Origin of the sequence: Acinetobacter sp. 'aerobic (ED)' (assembly GCF_904886855.1) — a bacterium.
Taxonomy (GTDB): Bacteria; Pseudomonadota; Gammaproteobacteria; order Pseudomonadales; family Moraxellaceae; genus Acinetobacter; species Acinetobacter courvalinii.
Map to the genome: position 1 here is coordinate 308,026 of NZ_CAJHGI010000005.1, position 20,855 is coordinate 328,880.

Here is a 20,855-nt window from a genome sequence, read left to right on the forward strand (position 1 = left end):
GGAGAACCAAGATGAGTAGAGGCACTCGTACATTCGAAATCTACCGCTATGATCCTGATAAGGATAAAGCGCCGTACATGCAAACCTTCAAACTTGAGTTAACCGACAAGCACCGTATGTTGCTTGACGCGTTACTTGCGTTGAAAGTGCAGGATGAATCATTAACATTCCGCCGCTCTTGCCGTGAAGGTATTTGTGGTTCGGATGGTGTGAACATCAATGGTAAAAACGGTTTGGCGTGCTTGTGGAACTTGAACGACTTGCCAGAGAAGATTGTAATCCGTCCTTTACCAGGTTTACCTGTGGTAAAAGACTTGGTTGTAGACATGAACCAGTTCTATGACCAATATGACAAGATTCAGCCGTTCTTGATCAATAACCAGCCAGCTCCGGCGAAAGAACGTTTACAGTCTCAAGAAGAGCGTGAACACTTAGATGGCCTATATGAATGTATTCTTTGTGCATGTTGTTCAACTTCATGCCCATCATTCTGGTGGAACCCTGATAAGTTCCTTGGACCATCTGCATTGTTAAATGCGTATCGCTTTATCATTGACTCTCGTGATACAGCAACACAAGAGCGTTTGGCTCGTTTAGACGATCCGTTCTCTTTGTTCCGTTGTAAAGGGATCATGAACTGTGTATCTGTATGTCCTAAAGGTTTGAACCCGACAAAGGCAATTGGTCACATTCGTAACATGTTATTAGATCAAGCGGGTTAATTCGTTTTTTCTAAGCCAGAAAGGGGCCCCGCAAGGGGCTTCTTTTTTTATTTTGCGAAAGCTTAACGACTGGTTGAAAAGTAACTGCCTGAGTAAAACCTGACTTGAATTTGAGAAATTTAGCCTTAAATATTTATGGATTTTGTTGCTAATTAAAATCATCAAAATCGATATGGTGACTAGGTTGATTTATTTTTAATCAAACTGGATGCGCTTTGTGCAATATTTGTAGAGAATGTTTATTTTTGATCGATTGGAGTGCAACTTTTATCAAAAGGGCGGTATATTAGAATATAATTTGATATGTGTATTTCGCTGCTTTATAGGTGGTATGTGTCAAAAAAATCAATCCAAGCTTGAGAACATGTTAGGATTTCTGCCACAACTGGAATCAAAAAATAAGCAGATTCTTGGGCTTATCAATTAATAAAGCCTTCAAGATTTGTACAGGTTTTAGTGAAAAAGTCAATTTAGAAAAGTTAAAAATTTAGTTAATTTTTCTAAAATGATTTGCAAAAAATTGCTCGATTTCATCGAGTATGAAGAATGAGTTATGTGCCTTGAATTGAAGGTGCATGGCTCATTTGTTACATCACAGGGATTACTCCTGATGTGTAGTAATAATGTCTCAGGGTTGGATTACCTTGGGTAGTAGTGTCGTGTTACCAATTTGGCACTATGAATCATGGGTGTGCTTAAAAGGCAGCCTGTATTATTTTTTGCAATAGGAAATGGGTCCAAAAATGCAAGAAGTTGCTGACGCATTGCGTCTTGACACTGAACTTTCCGCTGATAGTGCAGCGTATATTGAAGAGCTATACGAACAGTACCTAACTTCTCCAACCTCAGTGTCAGAGGATTGGCGTGAATATTTCGATAAATACCCTAAAGGTGATCAACCACACGGCAGTGTGCGCGAGCAATTCCTCCTTCTGGGCCGTAATGCAAGCCGAGTTCAACCTGTTGTTCAAAGCACTGTAAGTACAGAACATGAGCGTCGTCAAATTGGTGTATTACAACTCATCGCTGCTTACCGTAACCGTGGTCATCAAAAAGCTAAACTCGATCCATTAGGTCTTGCGAAACGCGAAGACGTTCCTGACCTCGATTTATCTGCTCACGGTTTAACCAAATCTGATCTTGATACTGTATTTAATACAGGCAACCTCGCCATTGGAAAAGCAGAAGCAACCTTGTCTGAAATGGTTGAAGCCATGGAAGCAACGTACTGCGGTTCAATTGGTGCAGAATATATGCATATCGTTGACACTAAAGAAAAGCGTTGGATTCAACAGCGTCTGGAAAGTGTTCGCGGCAAATTCAACTATACCAATGATCAGAAAAAAGGTTTCCTGGAGCGTTTAACTGCTGCTGAAGGCCTGGAAAAGTATCTCGGTAATAAATTCGTTGGTGCGAAACGTTTTGGTGTGGAAGGCGGTGAGTCTTTTATTCCAATGATGAACGAAATCATTCAACGTGCAGGTAGCGTAGGTTGTAAAGAAGTTGTGATTGGTATGCCACACCGTGGTCGTCTCAACCTGCTTGTCAACATCATGGGTAAAAACCCGGCTGATCTTTTCGGTGAGTTCGAAGGCAAGAGCCTGCATAAAAAAGGTTCAGGTGATGTGAAGTATCACCAAGGCTTCTCTTCAAACGTCATGACACCAGGCGGCGAAGTTCACTTGGCATTGGCATTTAACCCATCGCACTTGGAAATCGTTGGTCCAGTGGTTGAAGGTTCGGTTCGTGCGCGTCAAGTACGTCGTAAAGACATTGGCGGTGATGACGTTCTTCCTGTTATCGTTCATGGTGATGCTGCGTTTGCAGGTCAAGGTGTGAACCAGGAAACCTTCCAGATGTCACAAACCCGTGGTTACACAGTGGGCGGTACAGTCCATATCGTGATCAATAACCAAGTGGGCTTCACGACTTCTGATCCACGTGATACACGTTCTACCGAATATTGTACTGACGTTGCCAAAATGATTCAGTCACCGATTTTCCATGTGAACGGTGATGATCCTGAGGCGGTTATTTTTGCCACTCAAATTGCACATGACTTCCGTCATGAATTCCGTAAAGATGTCATTCTGGACTTGTTCTGCTACCGTCGTCGCGGTCACAACGAGGCGGATGAGCCATCTGCAACACAACCATTGATGTATCAAGTCATCAGCAAGAAAGCAACGACTCGTACTTTGTATGCTGATCAGCTGGTTCAGGAAAAAATTCTTGACCGTGCAAGTGCTGATGCCATGGTTGAAGGCTACCGTTCTGATCTGGAAGCAGGTAACCACGTTGCCAATGCACTGGTTCGTGAGCCGAACAAAAAAATGTTTGTAGATTGGACGCCATACTTGGGCCATGAATATACAGACATTTGGGATACAACATTCAGCATCGACCGTTTGAAAGAGCTTGGTCAGAAGATGAATACATTGCCGGAAGGTTTTGTATTACAGCGTCAAGTTCAAAAAGTCATCGATGACCGTGCAAAAATGCAAACAGGTGAAATGCCACTGAACTGGGGGGCTGCTGAAACCTTAGCTTATGCAACTTTGCTTGATGATGGCTTCCTAGTACGTATCACCGGTGAAGACGTTGGTCGTGGTACATTCTCGCACCGTCATGCGAAATTGCACAATCAGGTAGATGGTTCAGTTTATATTCCGCTTTGCCACATCAAAGAGAATCAGCCACGTACTGCGGTTTATGACTCTTTATTGTCTGAAGAAGCTGTATTGGCATTTGAATACGGTTATTCAACCACTTTGCCGAAAAGCTTGATCGTTTGGGAAGCACAGTTCGGTGACTTCGCAAACTGTGCGCAAGTTGTAATTGACCAGTTTATCGCTTCGGGTGAAACCAAGTGGGAGCGTGTTTGTGGTCTGACCATGTTGTTGCCACACGGTTATGAAGGTCAAGGTCCAGAGCATTCATCTGCACGTTTAGAGCGTTTCTTGCAGCTTTGTGCTGAAGACAACATGCAAGTGATGACCCCAACGACTCCTGCGCAAATTTTCCATGCGTTACGTCGTCAGGCAGTTCGTCCGATTCGTAAGCCAATGATTGTAATGTCACCAAAATCATTACTACGTCATAAACTTGCGACTTCAACACTTGATGAATTGGCAAACGGTTCATTCCAAACCGTGATCGATGAAATTGATCAAATCAATAAAGCAGACGTAACTCGCTTAGTGCTTTGTGGTGGTAAGGTTTATTACGACTTGCTTGAAAAACGTCGTGAACTTGGTCTTAACCATGTTGCGATCGTTCGTATCGAACAATTGTATCCATACCCAGAACAACGCTTGGCTGAAGTTATGGCTGAGTATCCAAACATTCAAGAACTTGTTTGGGCACAAGAAGAGCCGAAGAACCAAGGCGCTTGGTTATTCATCGTTCCTCGCTTGTATGAAGACGTTCTTAAATCTGGTAAACAAATCCGTATTAGCTATGCTGGTCGTGAAGCATCTGCCGCACCTGCTTGTGGCTCGCCATACTTGCATGCAAAACAACAAGCTCAGCTCATCAATGACGCACTTGCTATTGAAGTTGAACAATCAGGAGATTCTAAATAATGGCAACCGAAATTAAAGCACCGGTATTTCCAGAGTCAGTTGCTGACGGTACGATCGCAACTTGGCACAAGAAAGTAGGTGAACCTGTATCACGTGATGAAGTGATCTGTGACATTGAAACCGATAAAGTTGTTTTAGAAGTGGTTGCTCCAGCTGATGGTAGCCTTGTTGCAATCATCAAAGATGAAGGCGATACCGTTCTTTCTGACGAAGTGATTGCTCAATTCGAAGCTGGTGCTGTTTCTGCGGCTGCTCCTGAAGCTGCTGCACCAGCAGAAGCGGCGCCTGCTGCATCTGCACCTGCGGCTGCTGCATCAACTCAACCGGTTGATCAAAACCAGGCACCTGCAGTACGTAAAGCATTGTCTGAAACTGGTATTAATGCTGCTGACGTTCAAGGTACAGGCCGTGGTGGTCGCATTACTAAAGAAGATGTTGCGAACCATAAGCCAGCTGCATCAGTTCAACCATTAAGCGTTGCTGTAGGCGAGCGTATCGAGAAACGTGTTCCAATGACACGTTTACGTAAGCGTGTTGCTGAGCGTTTATTGGCGGCTACACAACAAACTGCAATGTTAACTACGTTCAACGAAGTGAACATGAAGCCAATCATGGAAATGCGTAAGCAATATAAAGATGCTTTCGAAAAACGTCATGGTGCTCGTTTAGGCTTTATGTCTTTCTTCGTTAAAGCGGCAACTGAAGCATTAAAACGCTATCCAGCTGTAAACGCATCTATTGATGGCGACGATATCGTTTATCACGGTTTCTATGACATCGGTGTAGCTGTTTCTTCTGACCGTGGTCTGGTTGTTCCTGTACTTCGTGATACTGACCGTATGAACTATGCAGAAGTTGAAAACGGTATCCGTGACTATGCATTTAAAGCACGTGACGGTAAGTTAGGCATCGAAGACATGACTGGTGGTACGTTCACAATCACCAACGGCGGTACTTTCGGTTCATTGCTTTCAACACCTATTTTAAACCAGCCACAAACTGCAATCTTGGGTATGCATAAAATTCAAGAGCGTCCTATGGCGGTGAATGGTCAAGTTGAAATCTTGCCAATGATGTATTTAGCACTTTCTTATGACCACCGTTTAATCGATGGTAAAGAAGCGGTAGGTTTCTTGGTAACAATCAAAGAATTGTTAGAAGAGCCAGCTAAACTCATTCTTGACCTATAATTTTTTATTTAAAAATCCCCCGAAGTCCCTCTTGAATTACAAGAGGGACTTTCACAAGTCTGATTAGTTTCTGGGTTTGTGAAATTTCTTCTCTGATAAAAGAAGATAGGGGAGATTCATTGGAGATAAAGATGTCTCAACAGTTTGATCTTGTTGTTATTGGCGGTGGACCTGGTGGTTATGAAGCGGCAATTCGTGCAGCTCAACTTGGTTTCAAAGTTGCTTGTATCGAAAAACGTATTCACAACGGTAAACCATCTTTAGGTGGTACGTGTTTAAACGTGGGTTGTATCCCTTCTAAAGCATTGCTTGACTCTTCTCACCGTTACGAAGCAACTGTTCACGAACTTGCTGAACACGGTATTACCACGGGTGAAGTTAAATTTGATTTAGACACTTTGTTGGCACGTAAAGACAAAGTTGTAGATCAATTGACCGGTGGTGTTGCTCAATTACTGAAAGGTAATGGTATCGAGTGGTTACAAGGTACGGGTAAATTACTTGCAGGTAAAAAAGTAGAATTCACACCTTTTGAAGGTGATGTACAGGTTTTAGAACCGAAGTACGTGATCCTTGCAACGGGTTCTGTACCTGTCAATATTCCAGTCGCTCCTGTTGATGAAGACTTGATTGTTGACTCTACTGGTGCATTAAAATTCCCAGAAGTTCCTAAGCGTCTTGGTGTGATCGGTGCCGGTGTGATCGGTCTAGAGCTTGGTTCAGTATGGCGTCGTCTTGGTTCAGAAGTTGTTGTGTTTGAAGCATTAGATGCTTTCTTACCAATGGCAGACAAAGCATTGGCGAAGGAATATCAAAAAATCTTGAAAAAACAAGGTTTAGATATCCGTATCGGTGCAAAAGTTTCTGGTGCTGAAACCAATGGTCGCGAAGTAACGGTTAAATATAACCAAGCTGGCGAAGACAAAGAACAAGTTTTTGACAAGTTAATCGTTTGTGTAGGCCGTAAAGCATATGCAGAAGGTTTATTGGCAGAAGATTCTGGCATTAAACTCACTGAACGTGGTTTGGTTGATGTCAATGATCAATGCCAAACATCTGTTGAAGGTGTTTATGCGATTGGTGACTTGGTACGCGGTCCAATGCTTGCACATAAAGCAATGGAAGAAGGCGTAATGGCAGTTGAACGTATCCACGGTCATGCTGCTCAAGTGAACTACGACACCATCATCAGCGTGATCTATACGCATCCAGAAGCAGCTTGGGTCGGTTTAACTGAAGAACAAGCCGCTGAAAAAGGTCATGAAGTTAAAGCTGGTCAATTCCCGTTTGCGGTGAATGGTCGTGCATTGGCTGCTGGTGATACTGCTGGTTTTGTGAAGTTCGTTGCTGATGCGAAAACAGATCGTCTTTTAGGTATGCACGTTGTGGGTCCTAATGCATCTGACATCGTACACCAAGGTATGATCGCGCTTGAATTCGTTTCTTCTGTTGAAGACTTGCAATTGATGACTTTCGGTCACCCAACTTTCTCTGAAGTTGTACATGAAGCAGCGCTTTCTGTTGACGGTCGTGCAATCCACGCGATTCAACGCAAGCGTAAATAAAACATAAAGTGTGGTTCGCCACACTTTTTTGAATGATGATGATTGTCTGGTTCAGGCAATCATTTATTCAATATGTAGCAGCCTGATTTTAAGAAGACCAGGCTGTATCACACAAACAACATAGTAGGTAACTAAATGAACTTACATGAGTATCAAGCTAAAGCATTATTGAAAGAATATGGCATGCCAGTACAAGAAGGTATCTTGGCAACAAATGCAGACGAAGCAGTTGCTGCATTTGAACAGCTTGGTGGTAAATTCGCGGTAATGAAAGCGCAAGTTCATGCTGGTGGTCGTGGTAAGGCTGGCGGCGTTAAAGTTGCAAAATCTAAAGAAGATGTTATCGAATTTGCTAACAACATCATTGGTACTCGTCTTGTAACGTATCAAACTGATGCAAATGGTCAACCAGTAAACAGCATCATCGTTGCTGAAGACGTTTACCCAGTTGAGCGTGAGCTTTACTTGGGCGCGGTTGTAGACCGTTCTAGCCGTCGTATTACTTTCATGGCTTCTACCGAAGGTGGTGTAGAAATCGAGAAAGTTGCGGAAGAAACGCCTGAAAAAATTATCAAAGTTGAAGTTGATCCTTTAGTTGGCTTACAACCATTCCAAGCACGTGAAGTTGCGTTTGCTTTAGGTTTGAAAGACAAGCAAGTGAGCCAATTTGTTAAAATTATGGGCGCTGCTTACCAAGCATTTGTAGAAAATGACTTTGCATTATTTGAAATTAACCCACTTTCAGTTCGTGAAAATGGCGATATTTTATGTGTAGATGCGAAAGTTGGTATCGACTCTAATGCGCTTTACCGTTTACCTAAAGTTGCTGCTTTACGTGACAAAACTCAAGAAAACGAGCGTGAATTAAAAGCATCTGAATTTGATCTTAACTATGTTGCTTTAGAAGGTAACATCGGTTGTATGGTGAATGGTGCTGGTCTTGCAATGGCAACAATGGACATCATTAAACTTTATGGTGGTCAGCCTGCAAACTTCCTTGACGTTGGTGGCGGTGCAACCAAAGAGCGTGTAATCGAAGCGTTCAAAATCATCCTTGCTGATACTTCTGTACAAGGTGTTTTAATCAACATCTTCGGTGGTATCGTACGTTGTGACATGATTGCTGAAGCAATTATTGCAGCGGTTCAAGAAGTAAACGTAACTGTTCCAGTTGTTGTTCGTTTAGAAGGTAACAACGCTGAGTTAGGCGCTAAATTACTTGATGAATCTGGTTTGAAATTAATTTCTGCGAACGGTTTATCTGATGCCGCAGAAAAAGTTGTAGCTGCAGTTAAAGCGTAAGGAGTATCAATCATGAGCGTATTAATTAATAAAGACACTAAAGTATTGGTACAAGGTTTTACTGGTAAAAACGGTACTTTCCACTCTGCACAAGCTTTAGACTACGGTACAAAAGTTGTTGGTGGTGTTACTCCAGGTAAAGGTGGTACAACTCACCTTGATCTACCAGTATTCAACACAATGAAAGAAGCGGTACGTGAAACAAATGCTGATGCATCTGTAATCTATGTACCAGCTCCATTCGTTTTAGACTCAATCGTTGAAGCGGTTGATTCAGGTGTTGGCCTGATTGTTGTGATCACTGAAGGTGTTCCAACAATCGACATGCTTAAAGCAAAACGCTACTTGGAAACTAACGGTAACGGTACGCGTTTAGTCGGTCCTAACTGCCCAGGCGTGATCACTCCAGGCGAATGTAAGATCGGTATTATGCCTGGTCACATTCACCAACCAGGTCGTATTGGTATCATCTCACGTTCAGGTACATTGACTTATGAAGCTGTTGCTCAAACAACTAAGCTTGGTTTAGGTCAGTCTACTTGTATCGGTATTGGTGGTGACCCAATCCCAGGTATGAACCAAATCGAAGCGCTTCAATTGTTCCAAGACGATCCAGATACTGATGCAATCATCATGATCGGTGAGATCGGTGGTACAGCGGAAGAAGAAGCTGCTGAATTTATCAAATCTAACGTGACTAAGCCTGTAGTCGGTTACATCGCTGGTGTAACTGCGCCTAAAGGTAAGCGTATGGGTCACGCTGGTGCGATCATTTCTGGTGGTCAAGGTACTGCTGAAGAGAAATTCGCTGCATTTGAACGCGCGGGAATGGCTTACACGCGTAGCCCAGCTGAGCTTGGTTCTACTATGTTGCAAGTTTTAAAAGAGAAAGGTTTAGCGTAATACGTTAGATTTTAATCTTTAAAGAACCCCAATGGCGACATTGGGGTTTTTTAATGCCTGAAAATCGGGGTGGGTTCTATAAATATAAGTGGGTTTGACCATAAAAACTGATCCTCAATAAAAATTAAAATTTAGCATTGCAGCCGGAATATACACCTAAAACATTAAATGACTGTCTATTTTTTATGCATTTTAAAAAATTGAATGAGCTGCTTAAATTTCAATAACTTGTACCAAAGTGACAAAAATATTCACCTTCTGACCAAAAAGGAAAAGCTTAAAAAACAGGGATTTTAATCTCCGGTATTTTTAAGTTGATGTTTTAAATCATGAAAAAATCAAAACTGGAATTGTTGTGTATTAATCGGTAAAAGTGTGACATGGTTTGCGAATTTTTATTGAAAATGTTGTTTTTGTGTATATTATTGTTTCTGAATTGCATAGCTTTTTTACAAAGATTTTAAACAATTTGGGGTGAAGCTAAGTAATGAAAAATCAATCAAATTTTTATGGATACTCTCAAATGAAAAAATTAAGTTTAGGGCTTGCTCTCCTGGCTGTATGTGCAACATCGACAACTTTTGCTGCAACTGGCGTGATCACTTTTACGGGTCAGCTGGTTGCTGGAACCTGTAGTGCCAACGTGGCGGGAAGTGGTAATGCATCTGCCTCTGTAACCTTACCAACGGTTAATACCGCTGCTTTAGGTGCGGCAAATGCGACTGCGGGTACCACTGCATTTAAAATCAATTTAACCGGTACAGGTTGTACATCAAGCAGTTTAAATGCGACGCCTTACTTTGAATCAGAAGTGGCTAAAGTGAATGCAGCAGGTCGTTTAATTAACACCGGCGCAGCGACAGGTGTTGATGTGCAACTGTTGACCAACAACCAGACCGTAATTGACGTAAATGCACCAGCACCAACCCAGTCAAGCAGTGTAGGGGTGTCTGCTGGTACAAACAGCAATGACTTCAACTATTTCGCACGTTATTTCGCGACAGCTGCAACCACTGCCGGTGCAGTAACATCATCAGTAAGCTACAGCATTATTTATAAATAATTGTTGTTTCATTTTGGTTGGTTCAGGGGAAATATAACAATATGCGTATCTCATCGATTGCTTTTGGCATTGCAATGCTCAGTTCGATCTCTACAGCAACATGTGCAGGAGTGACGATTACTGGTACGCGTATTATTTTTCCTTCCAACCAGAATACGGTCACGGTTCAATTAAGCAATCCTGATGATCGTCCTGCATTGATTCAGGCCTGGTTAGACAATGGTGACCCGCATCAGATCCCGGAGGCGGATAAGATCCCGTTTATCTTAACGCCTCCATTAACGCAAATTGCTGCAAATAAAGGACAAATGCTGCGCTTAATTGCGAAAGATACTACGGTTTTGCCTCCGGATAGAGAAAGTTTATATTGGTTTAATATTTTGGATATTCCAGCCGCTGAACAGGTAGAAAGCGCAGAAAAGAATAAATTACAGGTGTCGATTCGTTCACGTATTAAACTGTTTTATCGTCCTGTTAATTTAAAAATCTCACAGGAAAAATCATTTTCCAGTGTTATCTTTAAATATAATGAAACTAATAAAAGCATCACAGTAAATAATCCATCACCTTATTATATTAATTTTTATAATGTGAGCTTAAATCCAGATAAAGAAAATTTTGTTTATGCTGATCCATTAATGGTTGCACCTTATTCTACTGAAAGTTTTAAACCTGGAATTCAATTTAAGCCTCAGCATATTAGCTATTTGCTGATTAATGATTATGGTGGAAATCAGGCTTATCAAGCCGTCATCAATGGCGCAGAATAAATGAAGCATGCATTCAGATATAGCGTTATTATTTTATGCATGCAAGCTACTTATGCAGCAGAAAATGAAAATATAAATCAGAAATTGCAAGCGAGAGATGGATCAAATAACCGGATTTATACCTTTGATGCACGTGCATTATTCGGCGGACGCAATCAGGACATTGATCTAACTTCATTCCGCCAGACCAATGGCGTTGCTGCGGGTGTGTACTCACTCAATACCAGTATTAATCATCATCGCTCATTGGGTCAGCTTACGCTTAAATTCGATCATTTGAATGCCGAGCTGACGGCGGTGCTATGTATTGATGAGCAATTGTTGAAACGACTGGATCTACGTCCAGAAGTTTTGGGAAAACTACCTAAAAAGCCATGCCTCACAATTAAAGAGCTGAATCCAGATGCCTACTATGATCTGGATATGTCGGCATTAAGTCTGGATATTTCTTTACCTTTAGCCATCATTAATCAGCGACCAGAAGGTTATATTGCACCTGAACGATTTGAGCAGGGGGTGACTGCTGCTTATCTCGGTTACGATTTTAACCGTTACACCAGTAAATTGAATCAGCGAGAACAAGTCAGCAGCAATTATCTGAATTTAACCGGTGGATTCAACTTCAGTCGTTTTAACTTTCGTCATGCGGGAAGTTTTGACTCAGCTGGAACGCAACTCGGCGGGTATCAATCTTATCTGAATGTCTTGTCTACAGACATTCCTGCGCTGAAAGCACGGCTGCAAATAGGTGACTTTAATACCCAGACTTATGCGATTGATTCGGCGCAAATACGCGGCTTACAGCTTGCTTCCGATATTAGTATGCTGCCGATGTCGCAGCGCAGCTATGCACCTTTGATCCGTGGTTTGGCTAACACCAATGCGTTGGTTTCTGTATTTCAGAATGGCCGAAAAATTTACGAACGTACCGTACCTGCAGGTGAGTTTGAGTTTAATGATCTCACAGCGGTTAATAATAATGGTGATTTAACGGTTCAGGTCACTGAAAATGGTGGGGAAAAACATAGCTTTATTGTGCCGATGCAAGGAAATATGAACCTTGTTCGAATGGGGCAGTTAAATTACAACTTTGCCTCAGGTCAATACAAAATCAACAATAAAACTTCAGAGGATTATATTGGTCAGCTCAGTGCCGAATATGGCCTAAGCAATTATTCCAGCTTATACCTTGGCAGCAATCTTAGTCATGATTTTCAAAGCTATTTATTCGGTTTTGGGCAAAATACGCGTCTGGGAGGGCTAAGATTTGATGCGGAAAAAACAAATTCGAGCTTAGCAAAAAATGATTATGCCGGATGGAAATATAAAGCTGCTTATCAATATAGCTATAGTCCGCTGAATACTTTTCTAAACATTTCAGCACAATATCAAGATCGTGAATATATGACATTAAGTAATACGATGTCTTTACGAAATTTTAATGATTTGAATCAAGCTGAAATTGATAGTCTTTTTCTTACCTATTTATTAAAACAGCAATTTAATATTTCGCTTTATCAAAACTTTAAAGAGGGTTTGGGCTCTGTTTATCTAAATGCCACCCAAAATAAATACTGGAATACCAATAAAGACTATGTGCAATATAGTATTAACTATAGTAATCGCTGGAATAAATTGAGCTATTCTATCGGTTATAGTCAAAATAATAATCAGTTAAATGATGCTGGAAAAGAAAATAAGGTTTATCTGAGCTTGTCTTTACCTTTAGAGTGGCGTAAAAAGCAGGCCAATCTGTATTCTAATATTCAATATGCAGATAACGTCGGCCATCCAGCCACAGCGAATGTGGGTTTCACTGGAACATTAGGGGAAAACAATCAATTCAATTATGGCTTAACCACGACCCAGAACTGGAACAATGGAAAAAATAATTCTGCTGTTTCAGCCAATATCAATTACAGCTTAGCTCAAGTACAACTAGGCGTGGTAACAGGCTGGAGTAATGACCAGACCCAATATGGTTTCAGTGCCAAAGGTGCGGTTGTCGCTCATCCTTATGGAATTACCGCAACCAATAATTTATCGGACACGTTTACCATTGTTCATGCAAAGGGTGCGCATGGCGCTGATGTCGTGAATGCCTGGGGTAGTAAAGTTGACTATTGGGGCAATGCAATTTATACCAATGTTTCTCCTTATGAAGCCAACACCATCCGTTTAGATACCAAGCATTTGCCTCTGGATGTGAATTTAACTGCGAATCAGGCGGAAGTCATTCCACGCCGTTATAGTTCAACCTTGATCAAATTTGATGTCGAGCAAAGCTCAAATATTTTATTAAATGTACAAGTTAAGGGTGAACATCAGCAGATTCCGATCGGGGTGCAGGCAGTGAATCAGGCGGGGCAAGTAGCAGGCATGTTTGGCCAGTCAAATCAGCTATTTATAGAAAAAGCGCAATTATTAAAACAAGATCTCTATGTGCAATGGGGCATGAATGAATCCTATGCTTGCCGTATTGATGCACCAGAAAAACTGCTTCCGAAAAAGAAGCAAGTGAATCGTATTCAGATGATCGATGTGGAGTGTAAATAACATGCTCAAAAAATATGGATTTACGCTCTTATTTACTGTTTTAGGTATTGCTCAGGGGCAACATGCTTTTGCTACGGATAACGGCGTGTGTACTTCTAATCCAACTCAGCCTTTGGCGATGAATACCAGTAGTATCACCGGTTCAACCTCTAACTGGACCTTGGCTACGAATTTTGTGACTTCTATTCCTGCTTACTCTTTGGTGAATTGTTCGAATAAGGTTCCTGATAATTTTGCAGACCGAAAAACTTCTTCTTTTACCACAGTAGGCAGTCATGTCAACTTTGATCAGTCGGTGAGTTATGCCGGTACGACCTATTACAAGATCGTCAACAGTAGCAGTCCTTATTTCAATCAATATGGCTATGTGACGTTTCAGGTTCAGGATACCAAGGCGGGGAAGCCAGTCTTAGCTTTAGCCAAAACCATTAGTTTATATAGCAATGCCACAGGCGAGTCCGCCACGCAAGGTGTCAATATTGTCAATCTCAAGTTCTATTTCACTGCGGCCTTGACGGAGAGTACAGCAGCGGTGCAGCTTGATTTAGGCAAGGTCTATCTGGATCTGACCGAAGGAACAAACCGTTATCAGGATAGTCAGTCCGGTTTTGTACAACTGACCCTGACCCCGGCGAATACCAAGACCTGCAGTTTAAACAATCCGATTGTGACTTTGCCGACCATTGCCACCAGTGCTTTGCCCACCACTGGCACCGAAGCAGGGGGGAAAACTCCTTTTTCAATCACGGCGACATGCAGTTCAGGGCTTGCCAGTACTGCACTTTATTTTGCCATGAGTGACAATTCTAATGTTGGCAATAACACCACCGTATTGAACAATAGTAATGCAGCCACCAGTAATGTCGGTATACGAATATATGATGCATCGAATAATAATGCGATAAGCTATAATACTGAATATCTGTTCGGAACGCTGGGAGCTGGAGCAAATCCGGCTTTAACCAAAAATTTCTATGCAAAATATTATAAGAAAGATAATGTTGCCGCCGTTGCGGGAAGCGTCAATGCACAAGCCACAGTGACGGTGGTATATAAGTAACCAATTCCATAAAAAAAGAGCCTGCAGCAGGCTCTTTTTTATTTCATATCAAACTTATTCTGCCTTCGGTTTATTTAGGCCTTGGGTCAAACCATTGATGTCGCCCCCTTGCAGGCCCAGTTCATTCATCAGGCTATCAATTAAGGGTGCTTGTGAACGGTAGCGTAAGGCACTATTTACCACCTGATCAGATAATGAGGTTGAACCGTTTTCAATTGCTTCACCGGAAGTTGCAGAAGCACCTGCAAAGCCATTTAAACCATTGACTTGCAAGATCTTGATGTCATCAATATTTTCCATCGGTTTCACGCTTTCACGGATAATCTCTGGTAAATGCTTCAATAAGGCCAGACGCACCTGCATTTCAACCTGTTCAGCAGAAAGGGTGTTGGCTGCTTCATTGACTGCACGCGCACCTTCTGCATCGACTTGATATTGTTTCTCTAGGGCTTGAGCCAGCAACACTTTCGCATCTGCTTCACCTTTGGCTTTTAAGCGGATTTTCTCAGCATCCGCTTCTGCGGCAATACGTACGGCTTCTGCTTCATCGGCAGCGGCTTTTTTACCCGCATCCGCAGCAACGGTAATGGCAATCGCTTCTTTCTCGGCAGTTTGTTTCGCTGCAACCAGTTCAACCGCCTTTTGACGTTCAGCGCGTTGGGTTTCACGGACAGTGACAACTTCTTCTTCTGCTTTTACCGCTTCAGCACGGGCTTTATCCGCCAGCGCCTTAGCTTCTGATTCGGCACGGGATTTTTCAGCAATGGCAATGGCACGATCCTGTTCAGCCAGCTCAATGGTTTTCTTCTGTTCAACCTGCGCTTTCTGGATTAATTGCGCTTTTTGAATATTCTCGTTTTCGACATCACGTGCAGAAGCAATCCGTTTAATTTCCACTTCACGTTCCGCAGCAATACGTGCTTCTTCAGCTTCACGTTTTTTGCCTGCTTCCTGAGAGGCAATCTCAGCCAATTGTTCGGCCTTACGGATGGAAATTTCACGTTCCTGTTCTAGCTTGGCATATTCTTCTTCACGCGAAATACCAAGACGGGCACGTTCAGCTTCAAGATTTTTGGCACGGATCGCCAAGTCAGCATCTTGCTCAATGTCGTTACGCTTTTTACGACGATCTTCAATGGTTTCAGTCAGTTTGGTTAAACCTTCTGCATCGAAGGCATTTTGCGGATTAAAAAATTTAAAGCTGGTTTGATCGAGACCGGTTAAAGACACGGTTTCAAGTTCCAGACCATTCTTGGATAAATCTTCAGAGACCACTTGCTGAACTTTTTGCACAAAGTCGACACGCTTCTCATGCAACTCTTCCATCGCCATTTCAGCGGCTACCGCTCGCAGTGAATCGACGAACTTACCTTCAACCAGATCCTTTAGCTCTGGTGGAGACATGGTTTTACGGCCTAAGGTTTGTGCCGCGGTTGCAATGGATTCTGCAATCGGTTTAACACGCACATAAAATTCCGCCATGACATCGACACGCATACGGTCACGGGTAATCAATGCCTGATCCGCGGCACGTTTTACTTCTAAGCGTAAAGTATTCATGTTGACCGGGATAATTTCATGTAAAACAGGAAGCACGATTGCGCCTCCATTTAAAATGACTTTTTCACCACCAAAACCGGTACGCACGAAAGAGACTTCTTTGCTGGAACGGGTATAAAGACGCGCGATGACAATACCAATAAAAATCAGTGCGGCAAAAATAACACCTGTAATAATTAGAATTTCAGTCAATGCTGAACTCAACATTTAAACACCCTCATGTAATAAATATAAATATAAAAACTAAGCAACAATCGCTTGGAAGCCAATTTTGGTTCTTTGCGTTAAAATAACGTCCTGACCTTGATGGAAAACCATATCAAATTCGGGTTCAACCAAGACGTAATGCGTCTGGCCAAACTGGTCTTTTACTTTGGCCTGTGCAGGGGAGTTTGGTCTGGCTTCCCCTAAAATAATGTGTGCGGTACGACCAATCAGGTCATCATGCCGAATGGCGGTGGTTTCATCTTTGGGAATAATCTTGGCAATCAATGCCGCGCTATAACGTACCAGTGGCATTGCCAAAAACAGGCAGGCAGGGGCAATGATCCATGCCGATACATATTGTTCTGTAAACTGGAAAAAAACATCCTGAATAATCAAGCCTGTTAATGCATACAGGGTTAAGAAAATAATTAACCAGATCAGTAACGGGACTTTGCCCAGATAAAGCCATTCTAAAAGCTGGGTAAACAGATTTCCTGACTGTTCCAGTGAAACATCGGCATGGTCAATATCAGTCAGGCTATCAGGAAGAAACTGTTCCAGAAAGCTGGAACTACCGCCAAATAACAGCAAGATGAATTCGAGTACACCGATAAATAGACATAGCATTAAGGCAATGCTAAAAATAAGATTAGAAGGATGTGTTAATAAATCCCAGATCATCAGCGTTTCTCTTATTTCTTTTAGAGATAATTAATAAATTTTTTATAAAAATAAAACAGTTATAAGAATAAAACTAATACGGTTGAATTTCAACTTAAATTGTTCAGATTATGACAGGCGAAAAAAAACGCAATGATTGGGGTTGTCATTGCGTTGAACAACGAATCTGTTTAAAACAGTTTCGGTTGAAAGGAGAAATGTCATGAGATTAGTGTTTGCTAATCTACAACGCAATGTTATTTAAAATCCCGACCAAGTTCATCGGTATTCATGTTAATAACTGTTAATACATGTTAATAAGTGACAAAAAGTGTTAGTTTTATATTTTATCGGGAAGTTCTAAAATCAAACTTAAATCAAATGCTTATATTAAAAAAAGCCCGAAATCGGGCTTTTTATGTGAATAATAACATAAATTAGAATTTAAATAATCCTAAGCCATCTTTAACTTCATCAAGCGTCTGTTGAGTGATAATCCGGCATTTTTCAGTGCCTTGTTTAAGCACATCCATAATGTAATCCGGATCTTTTTCTAACTCGGCACGACGTTCACGGATTGGTGTAATTAGCTCTTTAAGTACACCTTCCAGACGTTTTTTCACTGTACCATCACCGAGACCACCACGACGATAATGCGCTTTTAATTCTTCCACTTCTTCTTTATTCGGATCAAAAGCATCTAAATAAGTGAATACGATGTTGCCTTCAACCTGACCTGGATCTTCAATCCGTAAGTGATTCGGATCGGTATACATGGCATTAACCGCTTTCTTGATGTCTTTGTCAGAAGCATTCAGCACAATGGTATTGCCTAGTGATTTAGACATTTTTGCTTTACCGTCAAAACCAGGTAAACGTGCCATATTGGATAACAACGCTTTACATTCTGGTAACAGGTCATGACCGATTTGACGATTGACACGACGAACCACTTCGTTGGTTTGCTCGATCATTGGAATCTGATCTTCGCCGACAGGAACAACGGTGGCTTTAAATGCCGTGATGTCTGCTGCTTGCGCAATCGGGTAGCACAGGAAGCCCGCTGGAATATCACGCTCAAAACCACGCATCTGGATCTCAGATTTAATGGTCGGGTTACGCTCTAAACGTGCAACAGTCACGTAGTTAAGGTATAGCATGGTCAATTCATTCAGTGCAGGTAAGCAAGATTGCACACAAATTGTGGTTTTGCTTGGATCAATGCCGACTGCCAAATAATCTAGTGCCACTTGAAGAATGTTGTTGCGAACTTTATCCGGGTTATCGGCATTGTCTGTCATGGCCTGAGCATCAGCCAATAATAGATGTTGATGATGACTGTCTTGTAGACCTACACGAGAACGTAATGAACCGACAAAGTGTCCAAGATGAAGTTGTCCAGTCGGACGGTCGCCTGTCAAAATGATTGGACGTTGATCAATATTACTCATGATATGTTCCAAGATTCAGTGATTTAATAAATATAAGATTGATATTATTGTACGGGAAATAATTTTTTTTCGTCAGCGATTGCTGAAACTTTTTCTGAAAAATAATATTGTGAATATATTGAGGGAATCTACAATAGCGACATAAATACAAATGAGGAATTAAAAATGGCGAGTGGTTTATTATTATTACTGGATGATATTGCGACGATTCTGGATGATGTTGCTGTAATGAGCAAAATGGCAGCCAAAAAAACTGCGGGTGTATTGGGCGACGATCTGGCGCTGAATGCACAACAGGTCAGTGGCGTACGTGCAGATCGAGAGCTGCCTGTGGTGTGGAGTGTTGCAAAAGGATCATTTGTTAATAAGTTAATCCTCGTACCATTGGCATTGCTTATCAGTGTGGTTGCGCCGTGGCTGATTAATCCCTTGTTGATGATTGGTGGCTTGTTTCTCTGTTATGAAGGTGTGGAAAAAGTCGTTCATACCTTACAGCATAAAAAAGCCAAAACCAAAGAAGAGGCGAGTGAAGATTTACAACATGTCGAAGTTGATCTGGCCAAATTCGAAAAAGAAAAAGTCAAAGGGGCGATTCGTACCGACTTTATCTTGTCGGCTGAAATTGTGGTGATTTCGTTAGGTACAGTTGCAACCGCACCATTTATGTCTAAAGTGACAGTATTAAGTATTATTGCAGTTGTCATGACGGCCGGTGTCTACGGTCTGGTTGCAATGATCGTTAAAATTGACGATTTAGGTTTATTTTTAACCCAACAGGCTTCTGAATTTAAAAATAAAATAGGACGTGGTTTACTTGCTTTTGCTCCAGTTTTGATGAAGACACTGTCAATTGTTGGAACAATTGCCATGTTTTTAGTCGGTGGCGGTATTATTTCGCATACCATTCCTTTACTGCATCATTTTACCGAAGAAACCGTTGACCATTTAGAGCTGATTCCAAATGTGGGTTCAATCATTGGCGCATTGACGCCGACTTTGATCAATCTTGGAATTGGTCTGGTGGCGGGCGCAATTGTATTGCTTATTATCAGTCTGATTCAGAAAGTTTGGCCAAAGGCATCAACTTAAGCCTGAATCGTCATCATCAGAATAATGTGAGGTAGTTATGCGTTGGAAAGGTCGTCGAGTCAGTACCAATGTTGAAGACCGTCGTGGTGGTGGCGGTGCAAAAGCAGGTGGTATCAGTATATTGGGTCTGGTGGTGGCTTTTGTGGCCTGGAAGTTCTTTGGTGTCGATCCACAACAAGCCTATCAGGCCACGCAAGCCGTCACGGCACAATCGTCTCAACAGGGTAGTGCACCGCAAAGCCTAACCGCTGAGCAGAAAGAGGCAAGTGATTTTGTTGGTACGGTACTGGCAGATACAGAAGATACCTGGACACCGATTTTCCAGCAATTGGGAATGACTTATAAGCCACCTCGTCTGGTGCTATTTAGTGGTGTGGTCCGATCAGGTTGCGGGACTGCGCAAGCCGCGATGGGACCGTTCTATTGTCCGGCAGATCAAAAGGTCTATATTGATACCTCTTTCTTTAAAGATATGCGTCAACAGATGGGCATCTCTGGTGAGCAGAACCAGACCGAGCTTTCCCGTCAGGATCAGGCCGGGGATTTTGCACAAGCTTATGTAATTGCACATGAGGTGGGACATCATATCCAGAATCTGTTGGGAATTTCAGATCAGGTACAGCAAGCACGTGCTCAGGCGAGCCAGGCACAGGGCAATCAACTCTCTGTACGCCTGGAATTACAGGCCGACTGTTTTGCCGGTATCTGGGCGCATCAAAATCAGCAGCGCACCCAATTCCTTGAGCAAGGGGATATTGAAGAAGCGATGGATGCCGCTGAAAAAATTGGTGATGACTATCTGCAGCGTCGTGCCACAGGACAGGTTGTGCCTGATAGTTTTACTCATGGCACAAGTGAACAGCGTATGCAGTGGTTTCAGACCGGTTTGAAATCGGGTGATGTCAACCAGTGTAATACCTTTAAGTGATCAGCCCCGGCGGTTTTTTGTCCTTGATTTTTATACGGAAGATATACGAAGCTTAAGCAGAATTAACGTAAAATAACATGTCTATGCTGAATTGAGGATGATAGGTTTATTACTGTACTGAATCATTTGTAAATAAAATTAAATAATTAGTGAGTCAAACTGCAGCATAGACCTTCATTCTTTATTCAATCATAAAAAACAATAGACTTTTGAATTGCATTTTATGGTTAATTTTAAAGTTTAAA

Annotated in this window: 15 protein-coding genes; 12 read left to right on the forward strand and 3 right to left on the reverse strand. The window is 42.0% G+C overall.

Annotated features, from left to right (window positions below; translation table 11 throughout):
* The first annotated feature begins 11 nt into the window (after positions 1-11).
* From JO943_RS12755 to JO943_RS12800, 10 genes are all read left to right on the forward strand, one after another.
* Positions 12-722 (forward strand): succinate dehydrogenase iron-sulfur subunit, encoded by a 711-nt coding sequence (locus tag JO943_RS12755; RefSeq protein WP_005227092.1) that lies wholly within the window; start codon positions 12-14, stop codon positions 720-722.
* 743 nt (positions 723-1,465) lie between these two features.
* Entirely contained in the window at positions 1,466-4,306 is a 2,841-nt protein-coding gene (locus JO943_RS12760; protein ID WP_005227094.1) for a 2-oxoglutarate dehydrogenase E1 component, read from the forward strand.
* Positions 4,306-5,496, forward strand: a complete 1,191-nt coding sequence (odhB, locus tag JO943_RS12765) for a 2-oxoglutarate dehydrogenase complex dihydrolipoyllysine-residue succinyltransferase (RefSeq protein ID WP_005227096.1) — start codon at positions 4,306-4,308, stop codon at positions 5,494-5,496. Before JO943_RS12760 ends, odhB begins: the two co-directional genes overlap by 1 nt.
* Before the next feature lie 131 nt (positions 5,497-5,627).
* A complete protein-coding gene (gene lpdA, locus JO943_RS12770) occupies positions 5,628-7,061 on the forward strand; it encodes a dihydrolipoyl dehydrogenase (protein ID WP_004652192.1) in 1,434 nt (477 codons plus the stop codon).
* A 135-nt stretch (positions 7,062-7,196) separates the two neighbouring features.
* Entirely contained in the window at positions 7,197-8,363 is a 1,167-nt protein-coding gene (gene sucC / locus JO943_RS12775; RefSeq protein WP_005227098.1) for an ADP-forming succinate--CoA ligase subunit beta, read from the forward strand.
* Positions 8,364-8,375: 12 nt separating this feature from the next.
* A complete protein-coding gene (gene sucD, locus JO943_RS12780) occupies positions 8,376-9,266 on the forward strand; it encodes a succinate--CoA ligase subunit alpha (RefSeq protein ID WP_003655479.1) in 891 nt (296 codons plus the stop codon).
* 523 nt (positions 9,267-9,789) lie between these two features.
* Positions 9,790-10,329 (forward strand): fimbrial protein, encoded by a 540-nt coding sequence (locus JO943_RS12785; protein WP_005227101.1) that lies wholly within the window; start codon positions 9,790-9,792, stop codon positions 10,327-10,329.
* 41 nt (positions 10,330-10,370) lie between these two features.
* Positions 10,371-11,099 (forward strand): molecular chaperone, encoded by a 729-nt coding sequence (locus JO943_RS12790; protein WP_202740959.1) that lies wholly within the window; start codon positions 10,371-10,373, stop codon positions 11,097-11,099.
* 39 nt (positions 11,100-11,138) lie between these two features.
* Positions 11,139-13,655, forward strand: a complete 2,517-nt coding sequence (locus tag JO943_RS12795) for a fimbria/pilus outer membrane usher protein (protein ID WP_227614469.1) — start codon at positions 11,139-11,141, stop codon at positions 13,653-13,655.
* Between the two features lies 1 nt (position 13,656).
* On the forward strand, positions 13,657-14,715 hold the full coding sequence (locus JO943_RS12800; RefSeq protein ID WP_202740961.1) for a fimbrial protein: 1,059 nt from the start codon (positions 13,657-13,659) through the stop codon (positions 14,713-14,715).
* Between the two features lie 54 nt (positions 14,716-14,769).
* On the opposite strand, the gene JO943_RS12805 is transcribed toward JO943_RS12800, so the two are convergent.
* From JO943_RS12805 to trpS, 3 genes are all read right to left on the reverse strand, one after another.
* Positions 14,770-16,482: a flotillin family protein gene (locus JO943_RS12805; protein WP_202740962.1), complete on the reverse strand. Its 1,713-nt coding sequence runs from the start codon at positions 16,480-16,482 to the stop codon at positions 14,770-14,772.
* 36 nt (positions 16,483-16,518) lie between these two features.
* Positions 16,519-17,163 (reverse strand): YqiJ family protein, encoded by a 645-nt coding sequence (locus JO943_RS12810; protein WP_005227110.1) that lies wholly within the window; start codon positions 17,161-17,163, stop codon positions 16,519-16,521.
* 416 nt (positions 17,164-17,579) lie between these two features.
* Entirely contained in the window at positions 17,580-18,593 is a 1,014-nt protein-coding gene (gene trpS, locus JO943_RS12815) for a tryptophan--tRNA ligase (protein ID WP_005227112.1), read from the reverse strand.
* Between the two features lie 165 nt (positions 18,594-18,758).
* Between trpS and JO943_RS12820 the strand changes: the two genes are divergently transcribed.
* Both JO943_RS12820 and JO943_RS12825 read left to right on the forward strand, forming a co-directional pair.
* On the forward strand, positions 18,759-19,682 hold the full coding sequence (locus JO943_RS12820; RefSeq protein WP_005288467.1) for a DUF808 domain-containing protein: 924 nt from the start codon (positions 18,759-18,761) through the stop codon (positions 19,680-19,682).
* 37 nt (positions 19,683-19,719) lie between these two features.
* The gene (locus JO943_RS12825) at positions 19,720-20,610 is read left to right on the forward strand and encodes a neutral zinc metallopeptidase (protein WP_005227116.1); all 891 of its coding nucleotides are present in this window, start codon (positions 19,720-19,722) and stop codon (positions 20,608-20,610) included.
* Positions 20,611-20,855: the final 245 nt, after the last annotated feature.